This window comes from Mycobacteroides sp. PCS013 (genome assembly GCF_049532645.1).
GTDB classification, from domain to species: domain Bacteria; phylum Actinomycetota; class Actinomycetes; order Mycobacteriales; family Mycobacteriaceae; genus Mycobacterium; species Mycobacterium gwanakae.
The window spans coordinates 1,701,639-1,721,407 of the sequence record NZ_CP150131.1; the positions used below are offsets into that span (position 1 = coordinate 1,701,639).

The following is a 19,769-nucleotide window of genomic DNA, read 5'->3' on the forward strand; positions in this document are numbered from 1 at the left end:
TGGTGCCAACGGTGATCACGTGCCGGTATTGCGGAGGCCGGGGACTGCGCCGGGTGCTGGACCTGGGCGCCGTACCCGCCGCCGATCACTTCCCCGCCGCTTCCAGCGCACCCGAGTCCGACGCCCTACATCCCTTAGCGATGGTGTTGTGCACCGACTGTGGCCTCGCGCAGCTCGATGTCGATGACACGGACACCGAGGAGCCGCGTGCCGTGGAGCCGCAAGCCCTGCGCGATCAGGCAGCCCACGCGGTTGCCCGAGTCGACGCCGCCGGGCTCCTGAGCGGGCGCACCGTCTACGAGTTCACCAGCCCTCATGGTGGGAGCTGGCTGGATCTCGTCTTTTCCAGGGGTTTTGAGTTCGCGCCTGACGGCCCCGCGGACCTGGTGCTGGACAGCTTCGGGATGATGCACGACAGAGACCAGGCCGACGCTATCCATACCCGCGTCCGCCGGACCGCTGCCGAGGGTGTGCTGCTTCTGCAGTTCCACTCGATAGCCACGATCCTGGAACTGGGTCAGTGGAATTCGCTAAGACATGGACATTTCGCCTACTACTCACTCACCGCGCTACGCCGAATGCTTGCCGATGCGGGCATGTCCGTGGTGGCGGTATGGGAGTTCGACCTATACGGCGGCACCCTGCTGGTGGCCGCGCGCCACGGAGAGCATCCCATGCCGCCCGCCGCAGAGCAGATCATTGCGCGGGAAGAAGCCCGCGGAGCTGTCGATCCCCGTCGCTTCGTCGAGCTGCAGCATGAGGTGGACCAGCAGGTGCGGCGCCTCACGCAGTGGCTTGATGAAAGACGTACATGCGGAGAGCGGGTGTACGCGTACGGAGCACCGTCACGGGCAGTGGCGCTGTTTCACCGTGCCGGACTGACCACGGAGTCGGTGGTGGCGGTCGGCGATGCATCTCCTGCCAAGCAGGGACGACGCATGCCCGGAACGGATATCCCGATCGTGTCACCCGAGGATCTGGTGAGTGCCGATCCCGACCGGGTGCTACTCACCCTGCCAGATTTGTATGCGGAAGTCCGCCTGCGCTTTCCGGAGCTGGAAGGCCGCTGGATGACCGGACTGTGCTAGCGCAGCAATACTGACGCCAGCGCCGGGCTGAACTGTCCGCCGGGTGCGTCGGAGGCGATGCCGCAGGGGCCGTTGGAGCTACCCGGCGCGAGGATCCAGAGGTTCATGTCCAGACCGCCGGGTTGTCCCAGCACCACTGGCGATGCACCGAGCATGCGGCCGGCAGGATTGCACCAATCGAAGTTCCAGTCCGGGTTGCCATTCTGCGATGTGTCGACGACATAGCGTGGATCGCGGACACCGAACCACTGCTGCAACGCCGCCCTGATGCGTTGCGCATAGGCGGTGATCTCGGCGGTCGGCGCGAAGGACGACACATTGACGGCGTACCCGACGCGGTCGGAGACGCCCACCTTCGCCAGCAGTGCCGCCATCCGCTCGGGTGTCACCGAACCGGATGAGGTTCCCGCGTCCACGTAGACGCGGGTGTTGACGTTATGAGCCGAGAAGGTCTGCACCGCGTAACGCAACGAACGGATCCGATCGTCAAAATCAGTGCCCTCCAGGGACTGTCGATCGGCGAACCACAGCGCGTCCGGCTCCACTATCAGCACCAGCCGGGTGTCCCCCACCAGTGCGGACACTCGGTCAATCCAGGCTCGATAGATCTGTGGCGTGACGGCGCGGTGAGGCCCGGAGAAGCCGTCATCGCGATCCGGAATGTTGTACAGCGCCAATTGCGCGGTGCCGCCGGCCTCTCGCGCACGCTCGACGATATCGCCGATGTTGCGGCTGTCGTCCGCGTCATTGCCGATGGCCCACATCGCGATCGGGTACCGCGCGATCCGATCCCGGATTGCCTCGGCGCGCGGATCATCGGGGTGATCGCGCACCCACCACTGCACATCGAGCGAGTTCGGCACCAACGGGCCGGTATCGAGCCGGCGAGCCGTCGTGTCCGAGGCGTGTGGGTGCTCGAACTTGCTGGAGTCGCGTGCCAGAACCATCGCAGCTACCAGTGCCAGCACCGCGAGCGCGGCGGCGCACATCACCGATGAACGGTGGTGTCTGGCCGCGGGCGTACGGGTCACAGCGGGGAACGATACCGAGCTGTTGACCTCTACACTTGGCCCGTGTCCAACTCCGCCCCCGGGCCGGCGCCGGTGCGCGTCCTGGCCATCGGGCCCGCCCCCGCGAGTCCTGAGAGCCGCGGAGGCATGGCAACCGTCATGTCGCATATGGCGGCGTTGACTGACCCCGCCGTGACCGTGCGAGTGGTGCCCACCTATGTCGATGCGGCGCGGTGGCGCTGGTTGTGGGTCGGTGTGCGCGGCATGATGGCGTCATCGTGGTTGGTCCTCACCGGGCGCGTTGACGTCCTGCACGTCCACCTGGGCCATGGCGGAAGCGTGGCCCGCAAGGCAATGCCGCTGTGGGCCGCGCGCATCCGTGGAGTGCCGGCACTCATCCATGCGCATAGCTTCGACTTCTGCGGCTGGTACCGGAGTCAGCACAACGCGGTGCAACGCGGAGTGCGGTGGGCACTACCCGCTGACCGGTGGATCATTCTGGGACGCGAACTCGCCGACGAGTACGCGTCCTGCCTGCAGCTCGATCCCGCAGGAGTGTCTGTGCTGCAGAATCCGGTGCGCATCCCCGACGAGCCTGCGTCCTCGCGCGGCAGCACGGTGACGGCAGTGAGTCTGGGCAGGCTCGGGCAGCGCAAGGGCACCTACGACATCATCCGGTCCGCATCCGAACTGGCGCCCGAGGTTCGCGCCTCACTGCGTATTCACCTTGCCGGCGACGGCGAAGTGGAGCAGGTACGTGCTGCGGTGGTGGCGGCCGATGTCGCGGACGTGATCACCGTGCACGGCTGGCTGGACGCGGCCGCTGGGGCCGAATTGCTCAGTGGTGCAGATATTTTCCTACTGCCCAGCTATGCAGAGGGACTGCCCATGGCGCTTCTGGAGGCCATGGCCGCGGCCGTCGCGGTGATCACCTCACCGGTCGGATCGATCGCCGAGGTGGTGCGCAACGGAGAGAACGGGGTACTGGTGGCGCCCGGCGATGTCGACGCGTTGGCGGCGGCCCTCACCCGGCTGAGTACCGACCAGACGGAGCGGCGCCGGCTGGCGGCCGCCGCACGCGAGACGGTACACGGTCTCGATATCGCGGGCTGGGAGGCACAGCTAGTGCGGACGTGGAAGTCGCTCGCAGATCGCTAACAACTTGGCGGCGGCGTGATCCGCGGTGAAGTTTTGCGTGTAGTGCGCTTGAGCCTCCCAGCCGAGTCGAGCGGCGACGGCAGGATCGGCATGATGGTCGAACGCGGCGGTGAGTCCGGATGTGTCGTCGCGGTGCAGTGCCACCTCGCCGGGCGGCTGGAATTCCGGTAATGCTCCCTCGGTGGAGACGATGACGTTCACCCCGAGTTGCATCGACAATGTCTGCACACCGCTCTGCGATGCTTGACGGTAGTGCACGACTGATGCCTTGGCCTCTGAAAGAGGTTGCAGCACAGAATCGTAGCTGTACGGTCCGCGAATCCACCGCACCGAGCCGGGTAACGCCCTGCGGATATCGCCGTCACCGATCAGCACCAGGTTATCGCCTTGCCATGCCGGACCATCGACATGCGCCTGCCACGCATCGAGGATGAGGCCGACGTTCTTGTAGCCGTTGAGTCGCCCGACCAGTACGAAATCCCGGCGCCCGCCCGCGGGAACGAAGGGCGGGACCCGTTGTGGGTCAAGATCACTCGTGAGCGGAACCACCCCGACCGGCGATGACTCACGCGCGCTTATCTGCCGTGCGACGTAATCACTGAACGCCACCCGGTGAGCCGTGTTCTTGTCCCACCAGCGGAATGCGGCGCTTCTCCACCGCGGCACCTCTTCGGAGGCGTCGTGCGGCCGATCGTCGTGGATGAGTCGCACGCGCGGCAGGCCCGCGCCGAACACCTGCCAGCGCGGGTCGCGGACCAGCTCATCGATCACCACGTCTGGCTGAAAAGCCCGGACTTGCGGCACCGTGCGTGCCCATGACACCCAGCCGGCCGGTTCCTTGAGGGATGGCTCCAGGACCAGCTCGTAGTCCCGTACCGGACCGGATTCCGGATGCTGATCGGAGGTCACCAACAGCACCGCGGCGCCCCGGGCTCGCAGCGCCTCGGCATGCACACGCGCCAAGGGACGCATCCACGGAGACAACCACAGGATTCTCATCCGGCATCAACCCTTGAACACCGCGGTGAAGGCCTCCTCGTACGAGTCCGCCATTGTCTCAATGGTGTACAGATCACGCATACGGTCAAATCCCTTACGCCCCAACGCTGTCAGGTGGCCGGGCGAGGTAAGGGCATTCTCGAGGGCGGTCCGCCACGCCGGCACATCGATAGGGTCGACCACCACACCGCTACCGTCGTCGAGCATGTCGGGGACCGAGCACACCGCGGAACCGATGACCGGCACGGCCCGCGCCATTGCTTCGAGAATGACCAGGGGAAAGGCCTCGCTTCGGCTGGGCACGCAGAGCACGTCGCAATCGGCCAGCGCATGCTCGGGTCCTGGCGACCAGCCCCGCCAGTGCACACGATCGCGCACCGCCTCAGGAGTGAGAGCCTGTAGTCGTTGACGATCGGGTCCGTCTCCGAATATGGAGAGTTGCCAGTCGTATTCGGTCAAACCGCTCAGCGCCTCCACCAGCAGATGCGGGTTCTTGTGTTCGACTATGCGAGACAGCATCACAAGACGTAACGGGCCGTCCGGTTCCCTGCGCTCGGGTGCTTGCTCGGGAAGTTCGCGACGGCTGACGACCCCGTTGGGGGCGGTGAAGAAACGGGTACCCACCCGCTGGTGTGCCGACACCTCGTCCCAGTGCCTCTGCGACAGCGCGATGAACCCGTCGGCCCGGCTCATCGCCCTCGCGAGCGGGGCCGAATAGGTGCCCGTATTCAGTTCGGGCGGGATATGCGCCGCCACCAGCCATCTGCGGTGCCGTCCGGATGCGCGCCACAGCGTCGCACACCCGGTCTCGGTGTTGGTATCCCCCGACACCAGGATCGTGGGACCATCGGCGGTTTCAAAGGCGGGGCACCACCAGGGTTGGCGTACCACGCGCACCGTCGGCGGGACCTCGGCCACCAACGGGCCGAATCGCTGCATGCATGCGATGGTGACGGAGTATCCACGTCTGTCCAGTTCGGTGGCCAGCAATACATGCTGTCGTTCGGCTCCCCCGTACACCAACCGATTCGTGGTGAGGATTATCTGTGGGCGTCCCGAGCCAGCCCCGATCCGCGCCGCGCGTGCCCGGCGGGCCCCCGGCTGTACCCGGTCCAACGCGGAAGTCCCCGCCAGGTAAAGATCGGCGGTGCGCACTCCCCTCGAATGCTCCAGTGTCAAAGCGATGTTCGCACGCAGCAGATCATCGGAGCGGATGCTGCGCTGCTCATCTCCTGCGACGGTCCCCTTGGCGCTGTGCATGACACCGGGTTCATCGACGAGAACCAGGCGCCAGCCCGCGGACCGGGCGCGCAGCTGCCAATCCGCCTCCTCGCCGTAGAGGAAGAACTCCTCGTCGAAGCCGCCGACCTCATTCCAGGCCTGCCGGTTGACCAACAGGCAAGCCCCGGTGAGGTATCCGTCCACATCGGTGGGGCGTTTCTGGTAGAGCTCGGAGACAACCCGGCCGCGCAAGGCCGGTGCGTAGCCCACGCGTGACACCAACGCACGCAGCAGATTGGGAGTGCGATGCGCGTTATCCCACGAGAGCTCACCGGGGTGCGGGGTGGCAGCCTCTATCGGCGGCGCTGCCGCCGCCACCTTGGTTTCGTTCGCGATCTGGGCGCGGGTCAGCGTGAGCGCCCCCTGCACGGTGGCATCGGGATTCAGCAACAGCAGATGCGCTCCCGGCGCGAGATCTGCCAACCGATTGACGGCCGCCGCGAATCCAAGATTTTCACCCGTACCGTGCCACTGCACGGCGGGATGGCTGGCCCGCACGGCCTGCATGCCCGGGTAGCCCGGCGCCGAGTTGTCCCATACGTACACCGGCAGATCGCCAAGATGTTCGCGGCATGACGTCAGACAGGCCGCGAGAAGATCTGGCCTGCCATACGCCACGATGCACACTGCGGTACCCCCATGCACTTCGCTCACCCGAGGCGGCGGCAGGTAGGCCCGATCGAGTTCGCGGTGCCTCGTCCTAGTCATGTGGATCACCCATCAGTGGCCTCCTTACGGAGGATTTCCCGAACATCACGCAGGTGCACGGGCCCCGCCCACAGGTTCACGCCGACATAGACACCGGCGGCGATGACGGCGGCGACCAACTCGGGGATCCACTGTGCGGCAGTGAGTAGCGCACCCACCGCGGCCACGGTCGGTAGTCCCAACCGCAACAGAAACATCCACGGTGTGTGATAGCCCGTGCAGGTCGTCAACCTGACGCTGGCGGCAACCAAGCCCACCACCTCGCTGGTTACCAGCGCGATCGCCGCGCCCAATGAACCCAGGTGCGGAATCAGCGCGACATTGAGAACGATGTTGGCGGCAAGATTGAACACATTGAGGCGCAGCAGAAATGTCTGATGATGTGCCGCGAACAGCGCCTGGCTGACGGTGCCGGTGAGAAAGGTCAGTCCCACCGCGACCAGAAGCAACGGCATCACCAGGTTTGATTTGTCCACGAACTGCTCGGACCCCAGAAGTGCGACCAGATCTCGTCCCACGAAAAACCCGACGACCGCGACCGGAACCGCGATGGCGAACATCAGTCCCATGGATCGCTCGATGAAGGCGGCGAAACGCTCGCGCGAGGCGGCGAATAGCCCCGTCATCGTGGACAGGGTCGCGCCCAGGAAGAAGTTTCCTACCAAAGACAAGGTGAACGCTGTCTGGTACGCCAGCCCATACCTGCCGACCTCCGCAGGCGTGCTCAACAGACTCAGTATCACACCGTCGATTCGCCAATAGAGCACCCCGATGATGAGCACCATCGTCTGCGGCAGGCTCTCGCGCACCAGGCTCCACGTCTCACTCGCCGACAGAATGATTCGCAACGGCGTGATCCGATGAGCCGCGATGCCTTGAATCAGCAATAGTGTGGCCGGGGCGACCACCTGCGGTAGCGCATACCAACCATGTTCTGCGTCAACGGTGACCAGGAAAATCGTGACCGCCAGCATCGCTACCCGGGACAGTGTGTCCGCCAGCGCCACCGCCGAAAACCGGACCGAAGACATGAAGATCGGGTTCAGGCAGCTCGACAGTGTCGTCAGGGTCAGACTCGCACTGATGATGAGCAGCATCGACTGCACCTCGGGGTGATCCGCGTAGATGAGCCAGCCCGAGAGCGCCGCCACTGCGGCAAGCGGAAGGCAATAGCTGAGCGAGAAAGCAAGATTGATACCGACCAAGCGTTGCAGACTGCCGGCGCCAGCCGAGACCCGTCGAACGATCACGACGCCGATACCCAGCTCTGTCAGGCTGGTCCATAAACCGATGAAGAAGATCGCGGCATTGAGATGCCCGTAGGACTCGGGCCCCAGAGCGCGGGTTGTGAGTGCGATCCCGGCGATGGAAGCGATGGTCCCCAGCACCCGGCCACCGAGTTGCCATGCGACGGCACTGGCAATCCGGCGCCCCGAGGCCGGCTCGGCGACCGGGGATCCATCGGCATGTTCGGATGTCATGTGCTACCTTGCGGCGATACGGGATGGGAACAATGCAACGACGACTGCACGCGTATGTGGCTTTGCCACACGGCGTTTCGGCTTCGCGATGGGAGGCCCGGAACCGCGCCGATGAGGTGCCGGATCAGGCACCCTATGGACTGCACCGGCTGTCCAACTATGGTGTGACGCCGACCTTCAGTGAGTTCTCTTTCGGGCGCCGCTTCGAGCGTGTGGCCGGTCAGATCCGTTATCGAACAGGAGATCTTGAGATCCTGGAAGTCGTCGCAGACCGGGCTGCGCGTCGCGAAAGCGACGTCGTCTTCTGCTACGACGAACGCACCGGAGTGCCCGCGGCCTCTGCCGCCGCGATGCGGATGAGCCCACCGGTGGTGACCGGAGTCGGATGGCTCACCGAGCCCGCGGACTCTTCGCCGATTCATCGGGGACTCGCGCGCCATGCGCTGGCCCGCAGTGCTGCGGTGTTCTCGCAGTCTCCCCCGCAGGTCGAACTGCTGTCGCGGGCCTGGGGTGTCGATGATGCCCGGCTGCATTTCGCGCCGGTGGGCATCGATACCGATTTCTATCGAGTGCAACCGTGGGAGAGCGCGGGCGCTCCCCTGGTGGTCAGCGCGGGTGAAGATGTCCACCGCGATCACGCACTTCTTGTCGAGGCGGTTTTGATCGCCCGCGAACAGTGTCCCGGCCTTGGGCTCGAGCTGGCCACGGCCCTGCCGATCACCGCGCCATCCGAGGTTGTCACGCTGCACACCGAGCGGCTGTACGGACGGATGCGCGATCTGTACCGGCGATCCACACTCGTGGCGATCGCGGTGCGGCCCAACGTGATCACCGGTTCTGGTCTGACCGTCGCTCTCGAGGCCATGGCCAGTGGGCGCCCGGTGGTGATGACGGACAACCCGGGAATAGCGCATTACGTCCGCCACGACGTCGACGGTGTATTGGTGCCACCCGGGGACCCCGATGCCTTCGCCCGTGCGATCGCAGATTTGGCGCGCGATCCTGACCGCGCCCGCGCCCTGGGAGAGGCTGGGGCGCGGCGTGCACGGGCGGAGTTCAGCTCCGAACGGATGGCTGAGCATTTCGCGAGCATTATCCATGGGGTTTAGCCACTACGCGTGCCAAGGCAGCGCGGGCCCGACGGCGGCCTTTCGTAACCGCACCACCGCGGCCGGTCCCTGTATCAGATACCGGCGGGCCATGCGGCGGGGTTCCCGACTCAACCGGTAGGACCATTCGAGTCCGCAGCGCTGCATCCATTCCGGGGCGCGCGTCGCGGCGCCGGCAAGGAAGTCCGCCGATGCCCCGAAGGCCAGCAGTACGCGCGCACCCGCAGTCAGACCGTGGCGTGCAATCCACAATTCCTGCAAGGGCTTTCCAAGCCCCACGACCAGCACATCGGTGTCCGCGGCAGCGATGTCCCCCGCCAGCGCATCGCTGCGATCCGGATCGATGAGATCTGCGCGATCGGGTGCCCAGAGACCGGATACGGCAAGACCCGGGTAACGCTCGTGCAGTACAGCGCGCAACCTGTCGTGCACCTGCGGTAGCCCGCCGAGGAATCCGACGCGGTGACCTGTGCCTGCCGCCTGTTCCAGAACCATCGGCAATAGGTCTGCTCCGGTAATCCGTGGCCAATTCTGCCGAGTCTTGAGGCGGGCGCGCGCCACGATCGGCGCCCCGTCGGCAAGCATCAACCAATCCAGCGCGGGACCCAATGCCGCGCAATCGGGGTTCGCGCGACCAGAACCGAAATGATGGAAATGGTCCAGGTTCACCGAGCCGATAACAAGCGGCCGCGCGCCACACGCTGAGGCACGTTGTGTCACCGCGTCGAGCACAGCGCGCACCGAGCAAAGATCCACCGTGACCTCGGAGATCGTCACCCTTATCGGCGAGCCCAGCTGATCTGTCGACACGGCGGACAGCCTAGCGCCGTCCATTCCGGACAGCGGGCAAGTGTGGGTTATGCTCGTGACCAATAACGCTGGTTATGGGACGGCGCGCCTGCTGCGGATAGTCCGGACGATAGCGAGAGTCGGAGCGCCCGTGAACGTCAACGACCTGGTCAAGCGGATCTTGAACCGGCGAATTGCGCTACTTCTGGTGATCCTGCTGATGTGCGGTGCGGGCGCCTACGGATACACCACTGGCGTCACCGTCCGGGCATCTACCGCGTCGGCCGTGGTGATACCGCCGCCCACGTATTCGTCGACCGGCGACACTCTCGGTGCCAACCCCATGTTGAACCTCTCGCCGGAGAAGGCCCAGCTCGCCGGCATCCTTGCCACGTCGATGTCCAGCCAGCCCGCACAGGCCGTGATCGCTGCCGCGGCACCGGGTGTGGACTACAAGGTCTCGAACACCATCGACCTGGGCCCGAGCAATCAACAGCCCTCACCGCAAGTGTCGATTCTGGTGCTGTGCAGCGCTACTTCCGACTGTCAGGCAGGCGCTTCGGCGTTGCTGGACGTTGCCCGCGACAACCTGGTGAAACTCCAGGTGGGTGCCTCCGTCTCCCCCGAGAACTGGGCCAGCCTCACCGTGCTGCAGGAACCCACCGCACCGGTCGTGACGTCCTCCAGCGCCATGAAATCGGCGGGCTCCATGGCGGTCGCGGCGCTGCTGGCAGGCATCATCGGGCTGCTGGTGTACGACGCGCTGGCCGCCCGTCGTCGCAAAGAAAAGTCCACTGATGGCAGAACCAAGATCAAGGACCGGGCGAAGACGAAGGGCGGCAAGAACGCGCACACACGTCCCGCCGCTGCCGAACCCGTCGCGGAACCGGCCCGGGCTGAAACGAACGGTAGCGGCCAGAGTGTGGCAAACCCTTCGCAGGCAACGATCATCGATGATGATCTGGACAACGTCGAGATTGACGACGAGGCACTTGCCCAAGCGGTCCTGAACTGGACTCCACCCCGACTCACCGATTTCCGTAGCTGGCGTGACGACAAGCCTTCCTCAGACCGATAACCCGGCCACAGTGGTGTCCGGCCGCGGGCCGGCCACCGTCACGTTCGTGGCGCTGGCATTGATCGTGCTCCTGAGCACCCGGCAGGTGTACGCGGTCTACGCGCTCAAGGGACTGAGCCCCGCCCAGGTCGCGTTGATTCTCGTTGGCGCCCTGGGTGTCTATTGGGTGTTATCAGGGCACCGCCTTGCCCTTGGTGCTCGCGGGCTCGCGATCGCGATCCTGGCCTCACTACTGGCAACGGTGGTGTCCTTCAACGTCGTCACCACACACGTTCTTCCGCACGTGGCGTTGATTCAGGCTGGGCAGGGCATCGCGGCGTTCGCGGTAACGGTGACCGCGCTCATCGGTTTCGTCTTTCTCTTCGCCGCCTACCCCGACAATTCCGCGCGCACTATCGAGATGTTGTTGAAGGCGCTCGTCATCGGCGCTGCCATCACCGCGGCCTTCGCCCTGGTGCAGTTCGGCACCGGTGTCGATGTCGCGGCCATGATCCGCATCCCCGGCATTATGAAGTTCGGGGATACCGGTGTCGCACACGGGATTGTCCGTGAAGGTGTCGTCCGTGCACAGGGTGCCGCCGCCCATGCCCTCGAGCTGAGTGCGGTGCTGACCACCATCGCCCCCATCGGGGTTGCACTGGTCTACAGCGCCCAGGCCGCCGGCCGTAAGGCCTGGCCCTGGGCACTGCTGACCATCGTGGTGATCGCGGGCTCGGTGGTGACGGTTTCGCGATCTGCCTTCATCGGATTGGCGGCAGCCATTCTGGTGATGTCGTGGCGCTGGCCGGTGCGGCGGCTCGCGGGATTGGTCGCGGCTGCCCTCGGTGCGGCGGCAGTTGCCGCGGTGAGCGGCCTGGGTGTCTTCGACGCGATCATCAGTACCTTCATGGGTAGCGCCGACGATCCGTCGCTGCAATCACGCGCCCGCGGAATCGATTACGTGATGGCCCATTGGACAGAGCATTTCTGGTTGGGACAGGGAGCGTTCACCTATCCCCTTGGGCCCGAGCAGCCGGTCCTCGACAACGAATACCTGAGCCGCCTCATCGAAGGCGGGATCTTGGGCTTGCTGACCCTGATCGTCCTGATGATCACGGCCATCATGTACGCGGCCAGGGCGCGCAACCGCTGCGACGATGTGCCCACCACGGAGTTGATCAACGGTGTGCTCGGCGCGCTCGTCGCGCTCACCGTCGTCGCCTCGGTGTTGGATGTATCTGCTTTCCAACAAATTTCGATGGTCCGATGGCTGCTGATCGTGCTCGCGGGTGCGGCGTGGGCGCTGGTAAAACGCAATCAGAAAGTCCAGACATGACACACCGGGGATTCGATCAGTCGAACGCATGGCAGGCCCGGCTCCACGACGCGGTGCCGGGAGGCGCGCATACCTACGCACGCGGAGCCGACCAGTACCCGCTGGGCATGGCACCGGTGCTCACCCATGGGGCGGCTGCACGGGTATGGGATGTAGATGGCAACTCCTATGTCGAATACGGCATGGGACTGCGCGCGATAACGCTCGGCCATGCGTACGGTCCCGTGGTCGAGGCGGTCCGCGAAACTCTGGCGCGGGGTGTGAGTTTCAGCCGGCCCACGGTGCTGGAAGCCGAAGCCGCCGAAGACTTTCTGCGTACCGTGCCGACCGCCGAGATGGTCAAGTTCGCGAAGAACGGGTCGGATGTGACCACCGCCGCCATCCGCCTGGCCCGCGCCATCACCGGGCGCACCAAGGTGGCGGCATGCCGACAGCCGTTCTTCTCGACCGACGATTGGTTCATTGGCACCACCGAGATGAACGCGGGCATCCCCAGGTCGGCGACAGACGACATCGCCAGATTCAGCTACAACGATGTCGATTCTTTGGTAACGCTTTTCAACCGTTTCCCGGGGGAAATCGCTTGCGTCATCATGGAAGCGGCCAGCGCGGCAGCCGAGCCCGCACCCGGATTCCTGGAATCGGTGCGGTCACTGTGCACCGACCACGGTGCACTGCTGGTCTTCGACGAGATCATCACCGGATTCCGGTGGTCGCGCCAGGGCGCCCAGGCGGTCTACGGGGTAACCCCCGACCTGTCATGTTGGGGCAAGGCCATGGGCAATGGATTTGCGATTGCCGCACTCGCCGGAAAGCGGGAGTACATGGAACGCGGCGGCCTGCGGACCGATGCCCCCCGGACGTTCCTCCTGTCCACCACCAATGGGCCAGAAGCTGTGGGGCTGGCCGCGTTTCGTGCCGTGGTGCAGTCCTATCGTGATGACGCCCCCGTTCACGCGATGGAGGCCGCGGGCCGCAGCCTTGCGTCAGGCGTGGCCGAGATCACCGCAGAACTTGGTGTGGACGAACATATTCAGACCGTGGGACGGTCGTCGTGCCTCACCTTCACGAGCCTCGACCCAGACCGGCAGCCCTCACAGGCGTATCGGGCGCTGCTGTTGCAAGAACTTCTGCGTCGCGGCGTGCTGGGGCAATCCTTTGTGATCTCCGCCGCACACACGTCCGTCGACATCGAATTGACGCTCGAGGCGGTGCGCGGTGCCGCCGAGATCTATCGGCGCGCCCTCGATGCGGGCGGTACCGATGGATTCCTGGCGGGTCCGGCTGTGGCTCCGGCATTACGCGCACTCGCCGAACCCCGACGGATCCCCTAGCCGCACCCATCTTGTGGGTTCATGCGTTTATCGCCCCGCGTTCGCCTCGTTGGCGTATTAGTAAATGTGGCCCGTATCGCGTTGATCTTGGATAGCAACTACTACTACGCTGCGTCGTAGGAGGTGGCGATGAACGCCCTGGACGTATCCCGATGGCAGTTCGGCATCACCACCGTGTACCACTTCGTTCTGGTGCCGTTGACCATTGGGCTCGCTCCGCTTCTGGCCATCATGCAAACCGCATGGGTGGTCACCGGCAACAACTCCTGGTACCGGCTGACCCGGTTCTTCGGCAAGCTGTTTCTCATCAACTTCGCCCTGGGTGTGGCCACCGGCATCGTGCAGGAATTCCAGTTCGGAATGAACTGGAGCGAATACTCACGCTTCGTCGGAGACGTATTCGGCGCTCCCCTTGCCCTCGAAGGGCTGGTGGCCTTCTTCTTGGAGTCAACCTTCCTGGGTTTATGGATATTTGGATGGACACGGCTGCCAAAGCTGGTGCACCTGGCGTGTATCTGGATGGTGGCGATCGGCGTCAACGCCTCGGCGTTCTTCATCATTGCCGCCAACTCGTTCATGCAGCATCCGGTCGGTGCCGTCTACAACCCGGAGACCGGCCGTGCCGAACTGATCAGCATTACCGAACTCCTGACCAACAACACCGCGCTGGCCGCGTTCCCCCACACCGTCGCCGGATCCCTGCTCACCGCAAGCACCTTCGTCGCGGGAATCTGTGGTTGGTGGATGGTCCGCTCCCATAAGGTCGGCACGCTCGACGATGCACGCACGATGTACCGGCCCGCCGCCATCGGTGCGTGCGCCGTGATGATCCTGTCCGGTGGTGCGCTGGCGGCTACCGGGGACGTCCAGGGCAAGCTGATGTTCCAGCAGCAGCCCATGAAAATGGCGTCGGCAGAATCCCTCTGTTACACCGAGAAGGACCCGAAGTTCTCGGTGTTGACGGTCGGTACGCACAACAACTGCGCCAGCGTGGCACACGCCATCTCGGTGCCGTATGTGCTGCCGTTCCTGGCCGAGGGCAAGTTCACCGATGTCACTCTCAAGGGTGTGGAAGACCTTCAGAAGGAATACGAGCAGAAGTTCGGACCGCGCAACTACCGGCCCAATCTCTTTGTCACCTACTGGTCCTTCCGTGCGATGATCGGGCTGGCTGCCGGATCGGCCCTGCTGGCGCTGGCGGGATTATGGGTCACCCGTGGTGGGCGCATCCCCAGTCAGCGTTGGTTCGCCTGGCTCTCGATCCTGGCCATCCCTACCCCGTTCCTTGCCAACAGCGCCGGGTGGGTGTTCACCGAGATGGGCCGGCAACCGTGGGTGGTGGCGCCCAATCCGACTGGGGTGGAGCAGATCCGGCTCACCGTAGATCTGGCGGTCTCCCACCATTCCGCGGCCACGGTATGGCTATCCCTCATTACGTTCACCCTCCTGTACGGCGCACTGGGTGTGGTGTGGTTCTGGCTGATCCGCCGGTACACCATCGAGGGACCCCTCGAGCACGACACCGAACCAGCTTCGCCCGTGACCGATGACGACAGTGTCAAACCGCTGTCCTTCGCCTACTAGCCCAACCAGCCGCGTAAGGAGGTTTCGGATATGAATCCCACAGCATTGCAACAGTTCTGGTTCATCGTCGTGGCGGTGTTGTTCCTCGGCTTCCTCGTACTCGAAGGGTTCGACTTCGGCGTCGGGATGCTCATGCATCCCCTCGGCCGTGGTGACGACCGCCGGCGACGGGCCGTGTTGAACACCATCGGGCCCGTATGGGACGGCAACGAGGTCTGGCTCATCACCGCGGGGGGCGCGATGTTCGCAGCCTTTCCGCACTGGTATGCAACGGTGTTCTCCGGGCTGTACCTTCCGCTGCTGCTCATCTTGGTAGCCATGATCGTCCGGATCGTCGCCATCGAATGGCGGGGAAAGATCGATGACCCCCGCTGGCGTGCCCGCTGCGATCTCGGGATAGCGATCGGATCCTGGATTCCGGCGCTGCTGTGGGGTGTGGCATTCTCGGCGATGCTCGCCGGGCTTCCGGTCGACAGTGCTAAGCAGCTCACCCTCACCGTAGGCGACGTGCTCAGACCATATGTGCTGCTAGGCGGCGTAGTTTTCGTGGGGCTCTTCGCCTTTCACGGTGCACTGTTCATATCGCTCAAGACCGCCGGCGCGGTGCGAGAGGACGCCGTCTCCACGGCACGCAAGCTGGCGGTTCCCGTGATCGTCGCCGCGGGTGGATACGGACTGTGGACTCAGCTTGCCTACGGCAAGAGCTGGACGTGGATCGCACTCGTGATTGCCGCGTTATCGCTGGTCGGCGCGGCAACCTTTTCGCGAGTCTCCCGTGACGGATGGGCTTTTGCCTGCACCTGCCTGACAGTGGTCGCGGTCGTCGCGTTGCTTTTCGGCTCTCTTTATCCGAATCTGATTGTCTCCAGCCTTGATCCGGCCTACAACCTGACCGTGACAAACGCATCGTCAAGCCCCTATACGCTCAGGGTGATGAGCTGGGCCGCCGCGGTCACCGCTCCCGTGGTGCTGATCTACCAAGGCTGGACATATTGGGTGTTCCGGCAGCGCATCTCGGCCGACCAGATTCCCGACCCGGTCGGGCTACCCGTGCGATGACGAGCTCGCGCAGTGCCCCGGTCGATCCCCGACTGTGGCGCCGCAGCGCTCCTGCCCGCCGCTACCTGATCCTGACGGTGCTCTGCGAGCTGGTGATGACGGCCTGCACCCTGACGATCGCGGTGGTCCTGGCACGTGCCCTCGCGCTACTGATCACCGATCCGGCGAGCCGCGATATGGCCCATATGGGGCAGCCGATGACCATCCTCGTGGTGCTCTGGACGCTTCGGGCGGCGGCTCAGGGTGTACAGACCCGGTTCAGCGAACGCGGCGCAACCGGGGTGATCGCCGACCTCGACGACCAGCTGCTGTCGGCCATCGCCGAGGCGCAGCCACGTGACCTCGAGCAGTTCCGGGATTCGGCCACGACGGTATTGACCCGGGGACTGGAAGACCTGCGCCCCTACTTCGCCGGATATCTCCCCGCGGTCCTCAGCGCGGCAATCGTGACACCTGCCGCCGCATTGGTCATCGCACTGTCCGATATCCGATCCGCCGTCATCGTCGCGATCACTCTGCCGCTGATTCCCATATTCATGGTTCTCATCGGCCTGCTCACCCGCGATCGAGCGGAGGCCGCACTGCAGGCATCGACCGCGGCCACCGGTCAGATTCTCGATCTGATAGCGGGTATCCCGACGCTGCGTGCGCTCGGGCGCACCGCGACTCCACTGCGCCGAATCACCGAACTCGGTACTTCTCAGCGCCGTTCGGTAATGGCTACGTTGCGGGTGGCGTTTCTGTCCGCGATGGTGCTCGAAATGATCGCGACCCTCAGCGTCGCGCTCATCGCGGTAGGGATCGGCATGCGTTTGGTTTTCGGGCACCTCGACCTGACCACCGCGCTGACGGTCCTGATCCTGGCACCTGAGGTGTACTGGCCGTTACGACGCGTCGGAATCCAGTTCCACAGCGCTGCCGATGGCACAGCTGCCGCGGACAAGGCCTTCGAACTCCTCGACGCCCTCGGGCCCCCGGCGGCGGCCGGCGGAACGCAGACTCCACGCAGGAATCCGGTCATCGAACTCGACGCCATCAGCGTGACGGACCGAAGTGGTTACGCACCATGGGAATTGACCGCAACAATCCGCCCCCACGCCGTGACGGTTCTTACCGGGCACAATGGCGCCGGAAAGTCGACGGTATTGCACACCATTACTGGGCTGACCACGCCCGCTCAGGGCCGGGTTCTTGTGGACGGGGTACCACTGGAGCGGATCCAGCGCGACAACTGGTGGTCGATGCTCGGATGGCTGCCGCAGCGCCCGGTGCTGGTACCCGGCACCGTGCGCGAGAACCTCGAAATGTTCGGGCCGCTGGACGATCTCGAATCCGCACTGATCGACAGCAGGTTTGACAGCACACTGGAGACGCTGCGCGACGGATTGGATACCCGCCTCGGTGCGGGCGGCCGCGGGCTTTCACTGGGAGAACGCCAACGGCTGTGTCTGGCCCGTGTGCTCGGCACCAATCGGTCGATCCTGCTGCTCGATGAGCCCACAGCGCACCTCGACGCCGATACCGAGGCTTGTGTGCTTGCCGCATTGGTTTCTCGTGCCCGCAGGGGGGCGACGGTGGTGCTGGTCGGCCATCGGGCGCCTGTGCTGGCCGCCGCCGACGATGTGTTCACCGTGCAGGCAAGACATGTCGCACACCTCTGATCCGCTGCGGCACTGGCTGATCGCCTTGCGGGTGCGGCCGGTGCGACTGGCCGTGGCCGTCACATGCGGTGTCTTGGCGCTGGGGAGCGCACTGGCGCTGGCGGGTCTATCGGCATGGTTGATCACCAGGGCATGGCAGATGCCTCCGGTACTCGATCTGTCCGTGGCCGTGGTTGCGGTACGCGCACTGGGCATTTCGCGAGGCATCTGGCGATACTGCGAACGGCTGGCCGGTCACGATATCGCGCTGCGCGGCGCCGCCACCGTCCGGGCACACGTGTACGCGCGACTGGTCGGCGGCGCGGCCGGCGAGGTCCGCAAGGGCGTGGTGCTCGACCGGATCGGCACCGATATCGACGAGCTCGCCGAGACGGTGGTCCGCAGCGTCATACCCGTCGCGGTGGCCGGGGTGCTCGGAGTGGCAGCGACCGCGACAGTTGCGTTCATATCGATACCTGCCGCCGCCATTTTGGCGTGTGCCTTGTTGGTCGCCGACGTGGCGGCACCCGCGTTGGCGTCGCGCGCCGCCAGTACACGAGAGACACGCGGCGCCCAGGCCCGCGCCCTGCAGACCGAGACGACGGTTGAGATCCTGGATCATGCACCGGAACTGCGAGTTCGAGGACTTCTCCCCCGTCAGCTTGAACTGGCGCGCCAACGCCGCAGAGACTGGGCCGCAGCTCAAGACACCGCCGCCGTTCCCGCCGCGTGGTCAGCGGCGGTTCCGACTCTCGCCGTGGGCGCCGCAGTCGTCGGGGCGTTCGCCGCAGCGCTCCAGCTGGCCGGACACGTCGAACCCACGACGCTTGCCGTCCTGGTGCTGCTGCCGCTGGCCGCATTCGAGGCCTCCGCCGCGTTACCCGCCGCAGCCATCGGCATAGCCCGCTCCCGCGCATCGGCGCGGAACCTGCAAGAACTCGTGATGGCAGGGGACGACACGTCTGCACCGGTCGATGTGATGCCTGCCAACGGCAGGGCAGGCGTCCCGCTTGAATGCGTTGACCTAACGTGGCGGACCGGCCCTTCCGCATCGGGTCCGTTGTCCTTTCGGCTGGCTGCAGGCGCGCGGATGGCGATCACCGGGTCCAGCGGCATCGGCAAGACATCCCTGTTCACAACGCTTGCCGGCCTCACGCCGCCGGCGTCCGGCGCCATCCGGATCGGCGGCACCGATACCACGGACCTACCCGCCACCGAACTGCCCTCGCTCATCAGGTTTTTCGGCGAGGACGCGCACATCTTCGCCACCACGGTGCGCGACAACCTGCTCGTCGCGCGCGGTGATGCGACCGACGGAGAGCTGTTCGACGTGCTGTCCGACGTCGGCCTGGACTCCTGGATCGAGGCATTGCCACACGCGCTGGACACGGTGCTGACAGCAGGTGCGGCCTCGGTATCGGGCGGGCAACGCCGCCGGCTGCTTCTCGCCCGGGCACTGCTCTCCGAAGTGCCGGTGGTGCTGCTGGACGAACCCACCGAACATCTCGATGGGCAGGCCGCCGAGACGTTCCTACGAGAGCTACTGGACCCCGCGGGTCCACTGCTGGCTGGCCGAACCGTCATAGTCGCAACCCACCATCTGCCCGATTCGGTGTCCTGCCCACGTATCCGGCTCGGCGATACAGTGCAGGTATGACGGAAACGCCGCCGCCACCACCCCCGCCGTACTACCCGTATCAGCCGCCCGGCGGGTACCCGCCTCCCTACCCGTATCAGTACGGTGCGCCGGTGCCCCCGCCCGCCCCAAAGAATGGTCTCGGGGTGGGCGCGCTGGTGGTGGGCATCATCGCCATTCTGTTCTCCTGCACAGTCTTTGGCGGGTTTATCGGCGGCCTTGTTGCGGTGATCCTCGGGATCATCGGCGTGCGAAGGGTCACGCGCGGGGAAGCCAACAATCGCGGTGTGGCGATCTCCGGCATCGTGCTCGGAACCCTTGCCGTGCTGTTGTCCACGGCGATCCTGGTGTTCACGCTGGTTTTCATGAAGTCAGCCGGTCTGACCGACTTCCTCACGTGCGTCTCCAATGCCCAGGGTGACCAAGTCAAGGCAACCCAATGCCAGAACGACTTCGAGAAGCGGATGAATCAGAAGGCCGGTACTCCCGCGCCCTGATGT

16 protein-coding genes are annotated in these 19,769 nt (G+C 65.1%); 11 read left to right on the forward strand and 5 right to left on the reverse strand.

The genetic code is table 11. The features are described from left to right. Window positions 1-2: 2 nt before the first annotated feature. Complete coding sequence (locus tag RHO23_RS08315) at window positions 3-1,088, forward strand: class I SAM-dependent methyltransferase (protein ID WP_423488928.1); 1,086 nt, start codon at window positions 3-5, stop codon at window positions 1,086-1,088. Here RHO23_RS08315 and RHO23_RS08320 read toward each other — a convergent pair. Continuing rightward, a complete protein-coding gene (locus RHO23_RS08320) occupies window positions 1,085-2,119 on the reverse strand; it encodes a glycoside hydrolase family 6 protein (protein WP_423488929.1) in 1,035 nt (344 codons plus the stop codon). The two genes, RHO23_RS08315 and RHO23_RS08320, sit on opposite strands and share 4 nt — an antisense overlap. 42 nt (window positions 2,120-2,161) lie before the next feature. On the opposite strand from RHO23_RS08320, the gene RHO23_RS08325 reads away from it, so the two are divergent. After that, on the forward strand, window positions 2,162-3,256 hold the full coding sequence (locus RHO23_RS08325) for a glycosyltransferase family 4 protein (protein ID WP_070917616.1): 1,095 nt from the start codon (window positions 2,162-2,164) through the stop codon (window positions 3,254-3,256). Here the strand turns inward: RHO23_RS08325 and RHO23_RS08330 are convergent. From RHO23_RS08330 to RHO23_RS08340, 3 genes are read right to left on the reverse strand one after another with little or no spacing between them, the layout of a single operon-like run. Next, on the reverse strand, window positions 3,221-4,249 hold the full coding sequence (locus tag RHO23_RS08330; RefSeq protein ID WP_081346427.1) for a glycosyltransferase family 4 protein: 1,029 nt from the start codon (window positions 4,247-4,249) through the stop codon (window positions 3,221-3,223). The genes RHO23_RS08325 and RHO23_RS08330 overlap by 36 nt on opposite strands. A gap of 12 nt (window positions 4,250-4,261) precedes the next feature. Further along, window positions 4,262-6,244 carry a glycosyltransferase gene (locus RHO23_RS08335; protein WP_423488930.1) on the reverse strand — a complete coding sequence of 661 codons (1,983 nt, stop codon included), beginning with the start codon at window positions 6,242-6,244 and terminating at the stop codon, window positions 4,262-4,264. A 5-nt stretch (window positions 6,245-6,249) separates the two neighbouring features. Continuing rightward, window positions 6,250-7,725 (reverse strand): flippase, encoded by a 1,476-nt coding sequence (locus RHO23_RS08340; protein ID WP_423488931.1) that lies wholly within the window; start codon window positions 7,723-7,725, stop codon window positions 6,250-6,252. Window positions 7,726-7,757: 32 nt separating this feature from the next. On the opposite strand from RHO23_RS08340, the gene RHO23_RS08345 reads away from it, so the two are divergent. Further along, window positions 7,758-8,834 (forward strand): glycosyltransferase family 4 protein, encoded by a 1,077-nt coding sequence (locus RHO23_RS08345; protein ID WP_057969096.1) that lies wholly within the window; start codon window positions 7,758-7,760, stop codon window positions 8,832-8,834. 3 nt (window positions 8,835-8,837) lie between these two features. Here RHO23_RS08345 and RHO23_RS08350 read toward each other — a convergent pair whose 3' ends face one another. Next, window positions 8,838-9,644, reverse strand: coding sequence for a WecB/TagA/CpsF family glycosyltransferase (locus RHO23_RS08350; RefSeq protein WP_423488932.1), 807 nt, complete (start codon window positions 9,642-9,644; stop codon window positions 8,838-8,840). Between the two features lie 130 nt (window positions 9,645-9,774). Here RHO23_RS08350 and RHO23_RS08355 point away from each other — a divergent pair, with 130 nt between their 5' ends. The 8 genes from RHO23_RS08355 to RHO23_RS08390 all read left to right on the forward strand — a co-directional run bounded on the left by RHO23_RS08355 (window position 9,775) and on the right by RHO23_RS08390 (window position 19,766). Then, window positions 9,775-10,701 carry a hypothetical protein gene (locus RHO23_RS08355; RefSeq protein WP_423488933.1) on the forward strand — a complete coding sequence of 309 codons (927 nt, stop codon included), beginning with the start codon at window positions 9,775-9,777 and terminating at the stop codon, window positions 10,699-10,701. After that, entirely contained in the window at window positions 10,673-12,016 is a 1,344-nt protein-coding gene (locus tag RHO23_RS08360; protein ID WP_423488934.1) for an O-antigen ligase family protein, read from the forward strand. The genes RHO23_RS08355 and RHO23_RS08360 overlap by 29 nt, the downstream gene beginning before the upstream one ends. Further along, window positions 12,013-13,350: a glutamate-1-semialdehyde 2,1-aminomutase gene (locus RHO23_RS08365; protein ID WP_423488935.1), complete on the forward strand. Its 1,338-nt coding sequence runs from the start codon at window positions 12,013-12,015 to the stop codon at window positions 13,348-13,350. The genes RHO23_RS08360 and RHO23_RS08365 overlap by 4 nt, the downstream gene beginning before the upstream one ends. Window positions 13,351-13,479: 129 nt before the next feature. Continuing rightward, window positions 13,480-14,934 (forward strand): cytochrome ubiquinol oxidase subunit I, encoded by a 1,455-nt coding sequence (locus RHO23_RS08370; protein WP_030097736.1) that lies wholly within the window; start codon window positions 13,480-13,482, stop codon window positions 14,932-14,934. A 30-nt stretch (window positions 14,935-14,964) separates the two neighbouring features. Continuing rightward, window positions 14,965-15,993 carry a cytochrome d ubiquinol oxidase subunit II gene (gene cydB / locus RHO23_RS08375; protein ID WP_064408898.1) on the forward strand — a complete coding sequence of 343 codons (1,029 nt, stop codon included), beginning with the start codon at window positions 14,965-14,967 and terminating at the stop codon, window positions 15,991-15,993. After that, window positions 15,990-17,654 carry a thiol reductant ABC exporter subunit CydD gene (gene cydD, locus RHO23_RS08380; RefSeq protein WP_064408899.1) on the forward strand — a complete coding sequence of 555 codons (1,665 nt, stop codon included), beginning with the start codon at window positions 15,990-15,992 and terminating at the stop codon, window positions 17,652-17,654. The genes cydB and cydD overlap by 4 nt, the downstream gene beginning before the upstream one ends. Further along, window positions 17,638-19,290: a thiol reductant ABC exporter subunit CydC gene (gene cydC, locus RHO23_RS08385; RefSeq protein ID WP_423488936.1), complete on the forward strand. Its 1,653-nt coding sequence runs from the start codon at window positions 17,638-17,640 to the stop codon at window positions 19,288-19,290. The genes cydD and cydC overlap by 17 nt, the downstream gene beginning before the upstream one ends. After that, a complete protein-coding gene (locus RHO23_RS08390; RefSeq protein ID WP_064408901.1) occupies window positions 19,287-19,766 on the forward strand; it encodes a DUF4190 domain-containing protein in 480 nt (159 codons plus the stop codon). Before cydC ends, RHO23_RS08390 begins: the two co-directional genes overlap by 4 nt. Window positions 19,767-19,769: the final 3 nt, after the last annotated feature.